This is a genomic window from Catenulispora sp. EB89 (assembly GCF_041261445.1).
Lineage (GTDB): Bacteria > Actinomycetota > Actinomycetes > Streptomycetales > Catenulisporaceae > Catenulispora.
The window spans coordinates 76576-91331 of sequence record NZ_JBGCCU010000016.1; the positions used below are offsets into that span (position 1 = coordinate 76576).

At 69.8% G+C, this 14756-nt stretch carries 14 protein-coding genes; 10 read left to right on the top strand and 4 right to left on the bottom strand.

Going from position 1 to position 14756, the window contains the following annotated elements; genetic code table 11:
• Positions 1 to 10: 10 nt before the first annotated feature.
• Positions 11 to 973 carry an amidohydrolase family protein gene (locus ABH920_RS30055; RefSeq protein ID WP_370352547.1) on the top strand — a complete coding sequence of 321 codons (963 nt, stop codon included), beginning with the start codon at positions 11 to 13 and terminating at the stop codon, positions 971 to 973.
• Between the two features lie 105 nt (positions 974 to 1078).
• On the opposite strand, the gene ABH920_RS30060 is transcribed toward ABH920_RS30055, so the two are convergent.
• Positions 1079 to 2170 (bottom strand): mandelate racemase/muconate lactonizing enzyme family protein, encoded by a 1092-nt coding sequence (locus ABH920_RS30060; protein WP_370352548.1) that lies wholly within the window; start codon positions 2168 to 2170, stop codon positions 1079 to 1081.
• Between the two features lie 591 nt (positions 2171 to 2761).
• Between ABH920_RS30060 and ABH920_RS30065 the strand changes: the two genes are divergently transcribed.
• Complete coding sequence (locus tag ABH920_RS30065) at positions 2762 to 3142, top strand: hypothetical protein (RefSeq protein WP_370352549.1); 381 nt, start codon at positions 2762 to 2764, stop codon at positions 3140 to 3142.
• Positions 3143 to 3185: 43 nt separating this feature from the next.
• Here ABH920_RS30065 and ABH920_RS30070 read toward each other — a convergent pair whose 3' ends face one another.
• Together ABH920_RS30070 and ABH920_RS30075 are read right to left on the bottom strand one after the other, a co-directional pair.
• Positions 3186 to 4226, bottom strand: a complete 1041-nt coding sequence (locus ABH920_RS30070; RefSeq protein ID WP_370352550.1) for a phosphotriesterase — start codon at positions 4224 to 4226, stop codon at positions 3186 to 3188.
• A 10-nt stretch (positions 4227 to 4236) separates the two neighbouring features.
• Positions 4237 to 5187, bottom strand: a complete 951-nt coding sequence (locus ABH920_RS30075; RefSeq protein WP_370352551.1) for an alpha/beta fold hydrolase — start codon at positions 5185 to 5187, stop codon at positions 4237 to 4239.
• 189 nt (positions 5188 to 5376) lie between these two features.
• On the opposite strand from ABH920_RS30075, the gene ABH920_RS30080 reads away from it, so the two are divergent.
• The 5 genes from ABH920_RS30080 to ABH920_RS30100 all read left to right on the top strand — a co-directional run bounded on the left by ABH920_RS30080 (position 5377) and on the right by ABH920_RS30100 (position 10687).
• Positions 5377 to 5841, top strand: a complete 465-nt coding sequence (locus ABH920_RS30080) for a winged helix-turn-helix transcriptional regulator (RefSeq protein WP_370352552.1) — start codon at positions 5377 to 5379, stop codon at positions 5839 to 5841.
• A 118-nt stretch (positions 5842 to 5959) separates the two neighbouring features.
• Positions 5960 to 6214 carry a CsbD family protein gene (locus ABH920_RS30085; RefSeq protein ID WP_370352553.1) on the top strand — a complete coding sequence of 85 codons (255 nt, stop codon included), beginning with the start codon at positions 5960 to 5962 and terminating at the stop codon, positions 6212 to 6214.
• Between the two features lie 124 nt (positions 6215 to 6338).
• Positions 6339 to 7574 carry an EfeM/EfeO family lipoprotein gene (locus tag ABH920_RS30090; RefSeq protein WP_370352554.1) on the top strand — a complete coding sequence of 412 codons (1236 nt, stop codon included), beginning with the start codon at positions 6339 to 6341 and terminating at the stop codon, positions 7572 to 7574.
• Positions 7575 to 7626: 52 nt separating this feature from the next.
• On the top strand, positions 7627 to 8895 hold the full coding sequence (efeB, locus tag ABH920_RS30095; protein WP_370352556.1) for an iron uptake transporter deferrochelatase/peroxidase subunit: 1269 nt from the start codon (positions 7627 to 7629) through the stop codon (positions 8893 to 8895).
• A gap of 151 nt (positions 8896 to 9046) precedes the next feature.
• Entirely contained in the window at positions 9047 to 10687 is a 1641-nt protein-coding gene (locus ABH920_RS30100) for an alkaline phosphatase family protein (protein ID WP_370352558.1), read from the top strand.
• Positions 10688 to 10820: 133 nt separating this feature from the next.
• On the opposite strand, the gene ABH920_RS30105 is transcribed toward ABH920_RS30100, so the two are convergent.
• A complete protein-coding gene (locus ABH920_RS30105) occupies positions 10821 to 11225 on the bottom strand; it encodes a MerR family transcriptional regulator (RefSeq protein ID WP_370352559.1) in 405 nt (134 codons plus the stop codon).
• 64 nt (positions 11226 to 11289) lie between these two features.
• On the opposite strand from ABH920_RS30105, the gene ABH920_RS30110 reads away from it, so the two are divergent.
• The 3 genes from ABH920_RS30110 (at position 11290) to ABH920_RS30120 (ending at position 14748) form a co-directional block, all read left to right on the top strand.
• Positions 11290 to 12114 (top strand): MBL fold metallo-hydrolase, encoded by an 825-nt coding sequence (locus ABH920_RS30110; protein ID WP_370352560.1) that lies wholly within the window; start codon positions 11290 to 11292, stop codon positions 12112 to 12114.
• Positions 12115 to 12493: 379 nt separating this feature from the next.
• Positions 12494 to 13648, top strand: a complete 1155-nt coding sequence (locus ABH920_RS30115; RefSeq protein WP_370352561.1) for a hypothetical protein — start codon at positions 12494 to 12496, stop codon at positions 13646 to 13648.
• A gap of 197 nt (positions 13649 to 13845) precedes the next feature.
• Positions 13846 to 14748 carry a hypothetical protein gene (locus ABH920_RS30120; protein WP_370352562.1) on the top strand — a complete coding sequence of 301 codons (903 nt, stop codon included), beginning with the start codon at positions 13846 to 13848 and terminating at the stop codon, positions 14746 to 14748.
• The last annotated feature ends 8 nt before the right edge of the window (positions 14749 to 14756 follow it).

Consider the following 14756-nt stretch of genomic DNA (forward strand, 5'->3'; position numbering starts at 1 on the left):
GACTCTGGTTATGCGCCATATCGCTCTCGAAGAAGCTTTCTCCGTCCCGCAGTGGAACTCCGAATCCGACTGGGGCGACTTCCCGATCGACCGGAATCTGGTCACCGACTGGACCCGCCGGCTTCGGGACATCAATGAATACCGGCTGCCGGAGATGGACGAGCACGGTATCGACATCCAGGTGCTCTCCCTCACCGTGCCGGGAATCCAGATCGACCAGGAGGCCCCGGCCGCGCGCGACAACGCCCGGGCCGCGAACGACTACCTCGCGCGGGTCGTCGCCGAACATCCGACCCGGTTCCGGGGCTTCGCCGCGCTTCCGATGCAGGATCCGAAGGCCGCCGTGGAGGAACTGGAGCGCGCGGTCGGCGAACTCGGGTTCTGCGGCGCGTTGATCAACGACCATCTCGGGGGCCACTACCTCGACGAACCGCGTTACGACGAGTTCTGGTCGGCGTTGGAGGAGCTGTCGGTCCCGCTCTACCTGCACCCCGGCGCGCCGCCGGCTGACCGATGGAAGGTACTGCAGGGGCGTCCCGAGATGTACGGCGCGGCCTGGAGTTGGGCCGCGGAGACCGGCGGGCACGCGTTGCGCGTCCTGTTCAGTGGCGTGTTCGACCGGCATCCGGCGGCGACGCTCATCCTGGGGCACATGGGCGAGTTCCTGCCGTTCATGCGTAGTCGGCTTGACTCTCGCTATGGCACATTCACGCTGGAGAATCCGCTGCGGCACGCACCTTCGCACTACATCGGCACCAACATTGTCATTACGACAAGTGGGGTCTTCTCCCCTGCCGCGCTCACCGGAGCCGTCATGGAAATCGGCGCCGACTCGGTGATGTTCTCCATCGACTATCCCTACGAGACGACTCGCGACGCCGTCGCAGGGCTCGCCGGCACAACGCTCAGCGATGAGGACCGCGCGAAGATCGCGTATGGCAACGCCGAGCGGATCCTGCGGCTGAAGGTCTGAGGCGCGGCGGGGCCGGGCTGCCTCGGGCTTGGCTGCCTCAGGGCTGAGCTACCTCGGGGCCGAGCTACCTCGGACTGGGGCTACCTCGGCCTGGGCTGCCTCGCCTCAGGCGACGCGCCGGTCGTCGATCGCGTCGAAGTCCCAGTCGATCCCCAGGCCGGGGGTCTCCGGCGCGATCGCATGGCCGTTCTCGACCTGCATCTGGCTCCGGGTGATCGCGCGCAGCTGGGGGATGTGCTCGACGTAGCGGCCGTTGGGGATGGCGGCGACGAGGCTGACGTGCAGTTCCATCAGGAAGTGCGGGCACACGTCGACGTTGAAGGACTCGGCGAGGTGCGCGATCTTCAGCCACGGCGTGATGCCGCCGACCCGCGCGACATCGGCCTGCACGATCGAGGCCGCGCCGCGCGCCAGGTAGTCGCGGAACTGCGCGAGGGAGTACATCGACTCCCCGACCGCGATCGGGATGGTCGTGGACTGCGCCAGGGCGACGTGGCCGGCCACGTCGTCGGCCGGCAGAGGTTCTTCGAACCACGACAGCCCAAGCGGCTCGAAGGCCGCCGCGCGCCGACGAGCCTCGGCGCACGTCATCGACTGGTTCGCGTCGACCATGAGGTCCAGCTCCGGACCGACGGCGTCGCGCACCGCGCGCAGCCGGTGCAAGTCGTGCTCCACGCGCGACTTGCCGACCTTGAGCTTCACACCGGACCAGCCCGCGGCCTGCGAGGCCTGCGCACCCCGGACGAGCTCGTCGGTCGACAAATGGAGCCAGCCGCCCTCGGTGTCGTAGAGCGGGACCTCGCGCCGAAAGCCGCCGGCCAGGCGCCACAACGGCTCCGCGGCACGCTTGCACCGCAGGTCCCACAACGCGGTGTCGACGGCGGCCAGCGCGAGCGAGGTGATCGCGCCGACGGTCGTGGCGCGAGTGGAGGCGAACAGGTCCCGCCACAGGTGCTCCACGAGCGTGGCGTCCGCGCCGGCGAGCCGCGGCAGCAGGTGATCGCGCAGCATCGCGAGAACGGAGCTGCCGCCGGTGCCGATCGTGTAGGAGTAGCCGACGCCGGTGTTGCCATCGTCGGTGGTGACGCTGACGAAAAGCGTCTCCTGCTTGAGGAACGCCTGGACCGCGTCGGTCCGAACGGTCTCGACTTCCAGGTCGGTGAGCCAGGCGGTGGCGTCGACGATCTTGACCGGCATGTGGTGTCCTGCTTTCCCCTCGCCCGGCGGCCGCAGTGGAGCGCTGGGTCCCGGCGCGTCGGCTGGATGCTGCGCGTTCGAACGTACCGGATTCGGTGGGGGAAGATCGGCTCGCGCTTGGGGGGCAGGGTGCGGTTGGCGAGTGGGCTTTACAGGCGATTTTTACGGCTTCGCCTAAGGTTTGATGACCTCGCAGGGGGACGCAGTTCGGTTGAACGACTGGTTCTGCGCTGGCGGCCGCCGGTGCTCATGGTCAAGATCGCGCGCCGGATTCAGGTTTCGCCGGCAGTGTGCCGACGGCTGGCGGCCGCGTTCGGTGGGCGCCAGGGGCAACCTGCGCGTCCGGCATTTCGGCGGCGGTCCGCGACTGTTCGGCTTTCGATCACGCTGTTGCCCGCGTGGCGTTGTTGCTTGTGGTCGCCGGGGTTCTGGTTCCTTGCCGCGCTGTCGCCGGCCGCGCATGTCGGGCCCGTTATCTGAGCACCGATGCGGCGCCGGCGACCGCCCCTCAGGACCGCCGCGAAATCGAGGCCCGAACCCGCGTCATGATTCGGCGATTCGCCGGTCTCTTATTGTATGGCCGATACAACTATGATCCCTGCGGCGGATGCCAAGACGACCTGGTACACGGTCCGTCTCGCCTTCCGCGTCCGCGCGAACACCGTCTCCCGCCTCGGCTATCTTTTCCCCGCCGCCTACTTCCACACCGGGGAGCAGGCTGAGCGGTTCGGGATGTGCCTGTGGGCCACGCGGCATCGGAACGTCGTCGCTCTGCACGTGTTCCCGCCGATCAGCGGGCGCAGTCTCGCGCCGGACGGGTGGTCGATCGCGGAGGTGGTGCACGTCGACTGCGGCACGATGCCGCGGCGGCGGGTGCCGGCGATCGTCGTGGCGCCGGGTGGCGCGATGTGGTTGCAGGAGGCGTCGCATCGGGTGGCGGCGGCTGTGGGGCGGAGGGCTGCTCGCTTGTAGGTGCGGTTGGCTGCTTCGGCGGCGTTGCTATTTACGTTGCTAGTTATAAGGACACGGACAGCAGCCTTGCGGGGTTGGAAATCAGCATCCTGTCGATGTTTTGATGACTTATGCCTAGTTCTTCGAGATCTTGGAGGAATACGCGTCCGAGGTAGCCGTAGCCATGTCGGCCATGGGTTGCGGGGTTCAGCCACGTCTGGCCGCCGGTCAGGTCCTCGGACAGGAGGATCCGGTCGGCGTGGCCTTCGGCGACGAGCGCCGCCAGGCGGTGTGCGCGGGTGCGGTCGGACTGCCTGATCGCCGGCTTGTCGTAGCGGCCGTCAGGCTCCTGATGTGACGGCGCGGGGCGGCGGACGTCCCAGGACTCCTTGCCGATGGAGTCGAAACCGATGCTCACGCCGCGATCGAGGACGCGGCGGACGTAGTCGAGGTCGGGGTGGTTGTCCATGTGGCCGATCACCACGCGGTCCAGGGGGACCCCTTCCTGCACGAGGATGTCGATCTGTTCCAGGGCCATCGTTCCGTGCGTTGTGTGCGTGCTGATCGCCAGGCCGGTCAGGTGGTGTGCTCGGGCCGCGGCGCGCAGGCCGCGTGCTTCGTGTTCGGTGATGTGGCCGTCGCTGGTGGGCTGCTCGCCGAGGATGCCGGCGCGGACGCCGGTGCTCCCGATACCGGTGGTCACGTCGGCGACGAAGCGGTGTACGAGGTCTTCGATACTGGCCTGCCGCACCCACTCAGGGCTGAACTCCTCGCGGTAGGTGGCCGTGCCCGACACGATGTTCAGCCCACTCGCCTCGGCAATACGCGGGAGGAGTACGGCGTTCGCCCCGGTGGCGTCACGGCCCGCGTCCCCATACGGACTCAGGTCGACGACCGTCCCGAACCCGAGCTCCTTCAGACCGCTCAACGCCTCGACCGCAGCCGCGACCTTCGCATCGTCGAACTCTGCGTCAGTCAGCGGACGGCCGGACGGTCCCGGCCCCACGAGCAGCGCGAGCACGTGCTCGTGGGACAGGACCCGGCCGAGGGCACGCGGGTCGACGTCGCCTCGTACCGTCCGGCACACGGCCTGGGTTTGTTCCATGCGCTACACGCTAGGCGGCGATCATTTCGGTGAGTGCCGAACCGTCGCTCGTGGCGTCGAGGAAGAGCTTGATGAGCGCGGTGATCGTCGCTGGCGCGTCTTCAAGGCTGTAGTGGCCGACGCCTGACAGTTCACTGACAAGCCCGTTCGGGAACGTCTCGCGGAACAGCGGCAGGAAGTGTTCGGCGGCCAGGGTGCGGTCCTCGGAGCCCCAGATGGCGAGGGCCGGGAGGCCGGCGGCTCGTTCGCGGGCCTCGGGTCCGGGCTGCTCGAAGCGGTGGGCGCCCAGTTCCAGGCCCTTGGCCCAGCCCAGCGCGCCGGCCGCGGCCGCCGGGGTCGGGAAGGGGGCGGCGTAGGCGCGAAGCCAGGACGGCGTGATGATCTCGTTGTCCTGGAAGCCGTTGAGTTTCAGGGTGCTGAGGATGTTGTAGCCGAGGTCGCCGAGGGTCGCGTCGAGGGTGCCCCGGGCGTGGGCCTCGGCGATCCAGGTGAACCACGCGGACTGGGCCGCGTTGGCCTTGAACGCGGCGGCCAGGCCGGGCTGGCCGAACGCGGTCGGGCCGTTGACGCTGATCACGCGGGAGACGAGCTCGGGCCGGCGGGCCAGCAGGCCCATGCCGGCCGGGCCGCCGAAGTCGTGCAGGACCAGCGTGATGCCGGTCAGGTCCAGGTCGGCGACCAGCGCTTCGAGGTTGTCGACGTGGTCCTGGAGCCAGTAGGTGCGGTCCGCCGGGGTCTCGCTCTTCCCGAAGCCCATGTGGTCGGGGACGATCACGCGGTGCGTCGGCGCCAAGTCGGCGACCAGGTGGCGGTAGAGGTAGCCCCAGGTGGGTTCGCCGTGCAGGGCGAGCACGACGGGGCCGGCGCCCTCGTCGACGTAGTGCATGCGGAACCCGGGGGCGGTGCTGAAGTGCGGCTGGAAGGGGAAGGTTCCGTCGAAGGTCTCGGCGGGGTCGATCATGGCGGCTTCTCCTCGCTGGGCGGCGTGCGGGAGCCCTGGGCAGAGCTCGGGCGGGGGCCAGCGTAGGCAGAAGTGGTTTCGATTTGCAACCGCTGTAGTCTTGTTTCACCACCAACTTTCACTACCACCTTTCACGACCAGTTCTCGGAGTCGGGTTCCCCACCAGCCGGGAAGCGAGGAGGCACGGCGATGACGAAGCGGCAGGCCACCCAGGAGCCGTGTCCGGTGATGCGGACCGTCGACCTGGTCGGCGACCGGTGGACGCTGCTGATCCTGCGCGACGCGTTCGACGGGCCGTGCCGCTTCAGCCAGCTGCAGCGCAGCCTGGGCATCGCCAAGAACATCCTCAGCGACCGGCTCGCCGGCCTGGTCGACGCCGGGATCCTCACGACGGAGCCAGCCGCGGACTCGTCGGCGTACCAGGCGTACGCGCTGACCGACAAGGGCCGCGACCTGTTCGACGTCATCATCGCCCTGCGACAGTGGGGCGAGCAGTACGCGTTCGACCCCGGCGAGGAATACCGGCCGCTGATCGACCAGACCACCGGCGAGCCGCTACGGCACGTGGCGTTCACCCGGGAAGACGGGAGCGCGGTCCGACCGAGCGAGACGACGCTCGGGGAGCTGCGGCCGATCGCCGCGGCGGCGCGGTAGCGGGATCCGCCATCGCGCGCCGCGCACATCGGCGTACCGCGCGCCGACGCGCCGCGCACACCACCGTTAGGAGCTCACGCAACGGGGTACCCGGTGTTGGCGATGAAGGGAAGGAACCATGAGCCTCACCGACAAGTTCGAGCACACGGTTCAGCGAATGAAGGGCCACACCGAGGAAGGCGCCGGCAAGGCCCTCGGCGACGACGACCTCGTCGCCCACGGCAAGGCCGACCAGATCGCGGCCCACGCCAAGCAGGCCGCGTCCCAGGCCGGCGACGCCGCCCGGCACGTCGGGCAGCGCGTCACGAAGCGCGCCATGCGCGGGCTCGGCAGGCTGCACGAGCGGCTGCATGAGGACGCTGACAAGCGGTAGCCCACCGCCCCAGGCGGACAAGGCGAACACCCGGCGAAGGGGCGATGAATTCCGCGTTCAACCCCTTTCCGCCAAATAAGGATGCCCTAAGCTCAACGCGAACCCGTTCCGGACGCTCGCCATGATGGGGCTCCCCTTGTCCAAGAACCCGCCGAGGCTGGCGTCGCCGAAGGTCGTGCTGGCGCTCACCGCCGTCGTGGCTGTCCTCGGCGCGGTCGCCGGCAACGCGATGCACCACTCCGCCGCCAAGCCGAAGTACGCCGCTGGGCTGCCTGCCGGCGCGCTGACCGTTGACGCGTACGACTGCGGCGGCGGGTGGACGGCGGCGAAGCCGGGGAAGCAGAACCTGCTCATCGCCAACACCGGTATCGAGACGACCGAGGTCTACCTGATCGATCCGGGCACCGGTGCGATCTACGGGGAGCTCGTCGGGCTCGCCGCGGGGACCAGCGACCAGATGCCGGTGGTGCTCGGCGACGGGACGTACGCGCTGAAGTGCTGGCCCGCCGACGCCGATCCGGTGACCGGGCCGCCGGTGCGCGTCACCGGCAGCGCCTCCGCGGCGATGGCCGGGGCCGTGACGCCCGGCGTGCTGCCGGTGTCGCGCGCGGACCTGACCGGGCCGGTGAAGCAGTACCAGTCCTACGTCGAGAACGGCCTGGGGCAGCTGAAGCCGCTGGTCCAGAAGCTCCAGGCGGACGTCGCCGCCGGGAACCTCGACGCCGCGCGCGCCGACTGGGTGCCCGCGCACCAGCAGTACGAGCGGCTGGGCGGCGCGTACGACGCGTTCGGGGACGTCGGCGACGCGATCGACGGGCTGCCGAACGACCTGCCCGGCGGCGTCGGCGACTCCGGCTTCGGGGGCTTCCACCGGCTCGAGTACGGGCTCTGGCACGGCCAGACGGCCGCGCAGCTGACCGGGCCGGCCGGGGATCTGGTGGCGTCGGTGGACAAGCTGTCGACGGAGTTCCCCGGCGCCCAGATCGACCCGCTGCAGCTGGGCCTGCGCACGCACGAGATCCTGGAGGACGCGGTCCGCTTCGAGCTGTCCGGCCAGAGCGACCAGGGCAGCGGCACGACGCTGGCCACGATCGACGCCAACGTCGACGGCACGCAGGCGCTTCTGGGCATCCTGCGGCCGATCCTCACCCCGCGCGACCCCGACCTGCCGCGCATCGACGCCGCGCTGGCGCGGTTGCGCGGCCTGGTCGAGGCGCAACGGCACGCCGACGGGTCGTGGACGCCGCTGGCGCAGCTCACGAACCCGCAGCGGGAGGCGCTGAACTCGGCGGCCGGGGCCGCGGTGGAGTTGCTGGCGCCGGTCGCGACGATCTGCGAGCCGCGGTTGGACAAGTCGTGATGAGGACGCACACTTTTCAGCAGCCTTACGCCCGAACCCCCAGGAGCACCCGATGACCGCCCCGATCGGCCGCCGATCCCTGCTCCGGGCCGCCGGCATCGGCGGCGTGGCAGCCGCCGCGACCACCGCCGGCACCGGCCTCGCGCTGACCCACGACACCGCCTCGGCCGCGACGGTCCCGGACGCGGGCGCCGCGGCCGCCGCCCCCGACGCGGCCCCGGCCCCCGCCCCCGCCTTCCGCGGCCCGCACCAGGCCGCCGTCCTGCGCGGCGCCGCCCCGGCCACGATCATGCTCGCGCTCGACGTCACCGCGACCGACAAGGCCGGCCTCGCCGACCTGTTCCGCACCCTGACCGCCCGCGCCGCGTTCCTCACCGCCGGGGGCCTGCCGGACCAGGCCGGCGTCAGCGGGCCGCCGACCGACTCCGGCACGCTCGGGCCGGAGGTCGCCGCCGACAACCTCACCGTGACCCTCGGCGTCGGCTCCACGCTGTTCGACGACCGGTTCGGCCTGGCCGCGCGCAAGCCCGCCGGGCTGTTCCCGATGCCGGTCTTCGCCAACGACGACCTCGACCAGGCGCAGTGCCACGGCGACCTGAGCCTGCAGCTGTCCGCGGACCACAGCGACACCGTGCTGCACGCGCTGCGCGACATCATGCGCAGCGTCCGCGGGGCCGCGCAGATCCGGTGGCGCGTCGACGGCTTCGTCAGCCCTCCGCGCCCCTCCGGCACGCCGCGCAACCACTTCGGGTTCAAGGACGGCATCGCCAACCCCGACGTCGCCGATCCCGCGCAGATGAGCCGGCTGGTATGGGTGGACCCGGCGAAGAACCCGGCGTGGGCGGTCGGCGGGAGCTATCTGAGCGTGCGGCTGATCCGGATGCTGACCGAGTTCTGGGACCGGGTCTCGCTCGGGGAGCAGGAGAACATGTTCGGGCGCCGGCGGGGCAGCGGCGCGCCGCTGTCCGGGCACACCGAGGCCGACGCGCCGGACTACTCCAACGACGCCGTCGGCGAGACCATCCCGCTGACCAGCCACATCCGGCTGGCCAATCCGCGCACAGCGGCCACCGACGACTCGCGGATCCTGCGGCGCGGGTACAACTACGACCGCGGCGTGGACCCGAACGGGAACCTCGACATGGGCCTGATCTTCACGTGCTACCAGCAGGACGTGAAGCGGCAGTTCGAGACGGTGCAGAACCGGCTGAGCGGAGAGCCGCTGGACGACTATATCTCGCCGTTCGGGGGCGGGTACTTCCTGGTGCTCCCCGGCGTTTCGTCCGGTTCTGACTTCTTCGGGTCGGCATTGTTGACCTGAAGTATCGGTATGAGGCATTGATCCGGAGCATCGAACAGAAGTGTCGGTGCTCCGTGTCCAGAGTTCGCACGAGATTCCCGGCCCGTTCATTGCCGTTGTCGAGACTGGCCCCGCGAAAACTGGCAAGACCGTCTCTCAGGGAGAAGATCCGATGTCGCAGAGCAAGAAACGACTGATCAGCCGGAAGTGGGTCCTGCCCACCGCCGCAGCCGCGGTGATCGGTCTTGTCGCCACCCCGACCGCCTTCGCGTCCGGCTACGGCGGCTGGCACCACGGCCACGACGGCAGTGGTGACAACCGCACCAGCACCCCGATCAAGCACGTGGTCGTCCTGTTCGACGAGAACGTCTCCTACGACCACTACTTCGGCACCTACCCGAAGGCCGCGAACGACGGCCAGGGCACGACGTTCACCGCCAAGCGGGACACGCCGAAGGCGAACGGCCTGACCCAGCAGCTGCTGACGGCCAACCCGAACCAGTACAACCCGCAGCGGCTGACCCCGAGCCAGGCGCTCACCTGCGACCAGAACCACGGCTACACGGCCGAGCAGAAGGCGTCGGACGGCGGCAAGAACGACCAGTACGTCCAGAGCACCAACGTCGCCACCTGCACCGGCCAGCCGATCCTGTACGGCGCTCCGGGCCTGGTCATGGACTACTACGACGGCAACACCGTCACCGGCCTGTGGAACTACGCTCAGAACTACGCGATGAGCGACAACTCCTACAGCGACGTGTTCGGCCCGTCGACCCCCGGCGCGCTGAACCTGATCGCCGGCCAGACCTACGGCGCCACCGCGGTGAACTCCACCACCGGCCAGCCGGTCACGGCCTCGTTCATCGGCTCCCCGAACGCCTCCGGCGTCGGCACGCTGTACACCGACGCGGACCCGGCGTACGACGACTGCTCGGACAACGGCCACGCCTCGACCTCGCCGCTGGCCGCGCTGTCCGGCCAGAACGTCGGCGACCTGCTCAACAAGAAGAACGTCACCTGGGGCTGGTTCCAGGGCGGCTTCGCGCCGACCACCGCCGCGAGCAGCTCGGCGAACGGCTACGCGCAGTGCGGCGCCACGAGCAAGAACATCGGCGGCAACTCCTCGGCCGACTACTCGCCGCACCACAACCCGTTCGAGTACTACAAGTCGACCTCGAACCCGCACCACCTGCCGCCGTCGAAGCCGTCGATGATCGGCAAGACCGACCAGGCGAACCACCAGTACGACCTGACCGCCTTCACGACCGCGCTGAACACCGGCCACCTGCCGGCCGTCAGCTTCCTGAAGGCGGCGGAGTACCAGGACGGCCACGCCGGCTACTCCGACCCGCTGGACGAGCAGCACTTCCTGGCGACCGAGATCAACGCCATCCAGAAGTCCCCGGACTGGCGCGACACCGCGATCGTCATCGCCTACGACGACTCCGACGGCTGGTACGACCACCAGTCCGGCAAGATCGTCAGCGGCTCGAACACCGCGCTGGACAGCTCCCCGGCCTGCACCGCGGCCGCCCCGGCCCAGGGCCAGGCGGACCGCTGCGGCGTCGGCCCGCGCCAGCCGCTGCTGGTCATCTCGCCGTTCAGCAAGCAGAACTACATCAGCCACAACCAGGTCTCCCAGGCCTCCATCCTGCAGTTCGTGGAGAACAACTGGAGCCTGGGCAAGGTCGGCAACGGCTCGTTCGACGCCAAGGCCGGCTCGATCGACAACATGTTCGACTTCTGGGACCGCGACGTGTCCAACCGCGTCATCCTGAACCCGACCACGGGTGCCATCGCCTCGCGGTGGTAGGGATCGGCAGCGGTGATCGGTAAGTCATAGCACTGCGACGGTACGGCCTTCCGGCGGCGATCCGCCGGGAGGCCGTATCTCGTTTTCCGCCCTGTTCTTCTTCTTCCGCCTAGTCCTACGCCCACGCCCACGCCTACGCCTGCTCCGGCTCCTTCGCGGCGAGCATCTGCTTGAACTCCGGGCACGCGACCAAGGGCTCGTGGTCGCAGGCCACGGCGTGCCGCAGCCCGGCGCGCATCCGGGTGAGGCGGGCGATCAGGACGTCCAGCTCGTCGGCCTTCGCGGCCATGCCCGCGCGCAGGTCCTCGTCGCCGGGGCCGGCACCCAGGAACCGCGCTATCTCGGCGATGCCGAATCCCGCCTCGCGGGCGCAGGCGATGAGCGCCAGGCGCTCCAGGACGGCCGCCTCGTAGGTGCGTCGCAGACCATTGCGTCCCGACGACGCGATCAGGCCGCGCTGCTCGTAGAACCGCAGCGCCGACGGCGCCAGGCCGGTGTGCGCGACGACCTCGCCGATGTCCAACAGTGCGTCCCGCATGGACCCTCCCCTGTACCGGGCACGAGCTTGACCTCAAGCGCGCTTCAAGTCGCAGTGTAGGGCCATGCGAATACACCACATCAACTGCGGAACGATGCGCTCCATCGAGGACGAGGACGGCGCGAGCCTCCCGACGGTCTGCCACTGCCTGCTGATCGAGACCGACCGCGACGGGCTGGTGCTGGTCGACACCGGCCTGGGCACCGCGGACGTCACCATGCCGGAGCGCACCCTGAGCCAGGAGTTCGTCGGCCGTGCGCAGCCGGTGCTCGATCTCGACGAGACCGCGCTGCACCAGATCAAGGCTCTGGGACACGACCCGGGCGACGTGCGGCACATCGTGCTCACACACCTCGACATCGACCACTCGGGCGGGCTGCCGGACTTCCCCGACGCCCGGGTGCACCTCCTGGACGCCGAGCAGCGAGCCGGGCTGGCGTCGACCGGCAGCCATCCCGAGGACCACGTCCGCTACCGGCCCGCGCACTGGGCCCATCAGCCGCTCTGGCAGACCTACACGCCGTCGGCCGCCGGTGCCGGCGAGGGGTGGTTCGGGTTCGACGCCGTCCGGCCGCTGGCGGGCCTGGACGCCGAGATCGCGCTGATCCCGCTCGGCGGACACACCGCCGGACACAGCGCGGTGGCCGTCCGCGACGGCGAGCGCTGGCTGCTGCACTGCGGCGACGCCTACTACTACCACCACGAGCTCGACCCCGACCGGCCGCGCGGCCACCCGGGCATGGACCTGCTCCAGCAGATCGCCGAGGTCGACCGGCCGCTGCGGATGGCCAACCACGCGCGGCTGCGGGAGCTGGTACGTCTGCACGGCAAGGAGGTCACCGTGTTCGGCTCGCACGACCCGTGGGAGTTGGCGCGGCTCCGATCTTGATATCCCGGATAAAGTGTTTTCCGTGTCGAAGGCCGCTCAGAATGCATTCTGGAGCGGCCCGTATAACGGTCCGTCTCAACGCCTGGTAGGACCCTTGATATCCGTGCCCTGATTCAGGTCCTGATGCAGGTCAAGGCCTCATCTTCAGGCACTCCGCGAGTCTCGGGTATGCCTTTCAATTCCCTCCCGCAATTCCTTCTCTTTTCCTCAGGTGCGGCCGTACCATGAAGCACGCTTTTGCGCGGGCTGGCGCAATTCGCCGTACATATGGCGCGGGTACGGAGGGGGAGGAACGAACTACGTGGCTTTCGCGTACTGTCCTAACTGCTGGGCTTCGCTAAACACCGATACAGAGTCCTGTTCCGCATGTGGGGCATCGGTGAAAACCAAGCCGCAGGCTTGGTTCTTCGGTACCGAGCCGCCGACGCCGGTCGCCCCGTGGGGCCAGGGCGGGCCGAGCCGCAAGCTGCTGCTCGGCCTCGGCGTCGGGCTGCTCGTGCTGATCGCCGGCGGCGGGGGCGTGGTCGCCGCCGTCACCGGCTCTTCCGGCAGCTCGACGTCGGCCGGGTCCGCCGGTTCGGGCCTGCCGACGTATGGCTTGAACGACAGCAACGGCAACGGTGACGGATCCGTGTTCGGCGGCGGGGCGACCTCGCCGACGGACACAGCAGCCGCGCCGTCGGAGACGTCGCTGCCGACTCCGACCTCGTCGTCCTACCAGTTCCCGGACTTCATCAGCGCCCCGACCGACTCGGCCGCACCGTTCACCGGGGACTCCTCGGTCCTGGGCGCCTGGGAGGGCCAGGCCGCGTGCGGGTCGCACGAGGTCGGCATCATGCTGGAGGACGGCGCGGCCGGCGGCGACCACGTCTCAGGGTTCTGGGACGCCTACTCGCTGACCGGCGCCGCCGACCTGGCCAGCACGGGCTCCACCATGATCGGCCTGGCGGACAGCGGCCACCTGGCCGTTCGCGGGGACCTGGCGATGCTCGGCGGCGGGATCCAGGTGGGCTCGTTCGACGGCACGCTGAGCGCGGACGGGAACGACCTGACCGGTCCGATGAGCGGCTGCGTCAGCCAGACGGTGGATCTGAAGAAGCAGCAGCTGCTCACCGGCGCGCAGGATCCGCTGCCGGGCAAGTGGTCGGACGGCCAGGGCGGCACCTGGACGTTCACGTCCACCGGCGCGGGCCAGTACACGGGTTCCCAGTCGGACGTCTCCGGCTGCGCGATCATGTACAAGTTCACGCTGACCGGCTACGACGGCCATTACGCGGGCCAGGCCGCGCCGCTGACCAACTCCGGCTGCACGACCCCGATCGTCACGGACCTGGCGGCGCTGAACATCTCGGCGCAGGACGGGACCGCCGTGGTCGAGCTCGACGGGGCGCCCAAGCTGACGCTGACCAAGGCCGGCGGCGGCGCGAGCGGGACCGGCACGCCCAGCGGGACCCCGAGCGCGACCGGCGCGAGCAGCACCAGCAGCCCGTCCACGCCCGGCGGGTCCGCGGGGACATCTTCATCAGTGAACTGATTTACCTCGCTCGTCCTCCGGCACCTCCTGTCCGTCAGCAACCCCCAGGCCCCTCCGCGGGCTGGTTCCACGCACCGGAAATCACCCTTCGAGTGGAAAGACGAGACGCCATGACGACCACCACGCATTCCCCCGGTGCCGCAACCGGGGGCCGATATATCAGATTCTCTGTCGGCGGCTACGAGCCCGTGGAGTCCGTGTTCGACGAGCGCGTGACCCCGGGCATGCTGTTCCGGCTGTGGCAGCGGGCGGCGGTCGGCGCGCTCCTGATCTGGATCCCGGTGCTGATCTTCGGCGCGATCCTGATCGCCGTCGGCCTCTTCCCGGTCTTCGTGCTCTGCCTCATCGCCGGGCCCGTGATCTACCTCGTGCTGCTGCTCATCATCACCACCAACGACCCGATCTCGGAGTCCAAGTCGCTCATCCCGGACGAATGCCAGGCCGCCAACGGCGCGTTCGCGGCCATCGCCTGGTCGCTGCGGAACCGCCAGGTCCCGGTGCAGGCGCAGCCGAAGCTGGTGCGCAGCGACATCATCATGCGCGGCAGCGTGGCCAACCGGCTGGAGATCCGGGACGGCAGCTACTACGCCTACGTCAGCGTGTTCGGGTACGGCACCAGCCTGTACATCGGCTGGACCATGTGGCGCCGGCGTCCGGGGCGCAAGCTGATCTTCACGTACTGGAAGGACCTGTTCGCCAACGCGGCCAACCGGGCCGACCTGATGCGGCAGATGCTGCGGACCGAGATGGCGCGCGCGATGCGCGAGGCGTTGGACGTCGCCACCCGCGAGGGGATCGAGGCGGCGATCGAGGGCACGTCGCTGACGTTCGAGCAGGTCTTCGGCGGGATGCTGTCGGTGGAGAACGTGGACGTGACGCCGGCGGCCGGCGGGATCGCCCCGGCTCCGGCGCCCGCGCCGCTGCCGGTGCCCGCGCCGATGCCGGTTACGTTGCCTGCCGCACCTGCGGCCCATGCGGCGCCGTCCGGTCCGTCGGCCCCGTCCGCGCCGTCGGCTCCGCCGGCTCCGTCGGTTCCGTCGGCTCCGTCGGCCGTCTCGACGGCGGGCGACCACGTGCCGCCTCAGGGCTCCGGGAGCTGAGGCGGTCG